The organism is Burkholderia sp. SIMBA_051 (assembly GCF_046534915.1).
In the GTDB taxonomy this organism is placed as follows: domain Bacteria; phylum Pseudomonadota; class Gammaproteobacteria; order Burkholderiales; family Burkholderiaceae; genus Burkholderia; species Burkholderia ambifaria.
Genome location: NZ_JAWRXS010000785.1, coordinates 1 through 242, shown reverse-complemented (window position 1 = coordinate 242; position 242 = coordinate 1). Strand labels below are relative to the sequence as shown.

At 65.7% G+C, this 242-nt stretch carries 1 protein-coding gene; it reads right to left on the bottom strand.

What is annotated here, in order from left to right:
- Positions 1–242, bottom strand: a 242-nt coding sequence (locus SB771_RS36605) for a M48 family metalloprotease (RefSeq protein ID WP_410722236.1), incomplete at both ends; no start/stop codon positions are given.

The window sequence follows — 242 nt, the reverse complement described above, 5'->3', positions numbered from 1 at the left end:
AGACGCGCGATGCGTTCCTCGGTGGCCGGGTGCGTGGAGAACAGATTCGCGATGCTGCCCCCCGATAGCGGATTCATGATCATCATCTGCGCGGTAGCGGGATGCTGCTCGACCGTGGGAAACGGAATGCCGCTCGCGTAGCGGTGGATCTTGTCGAGCGCCGAGGCAAGCGCCTGCGGGTCGCCGGAAATCTGCGCGCCGCCACGGTCCGCTTCGAATTCCCGCGCGCGCGAAATCGCCAT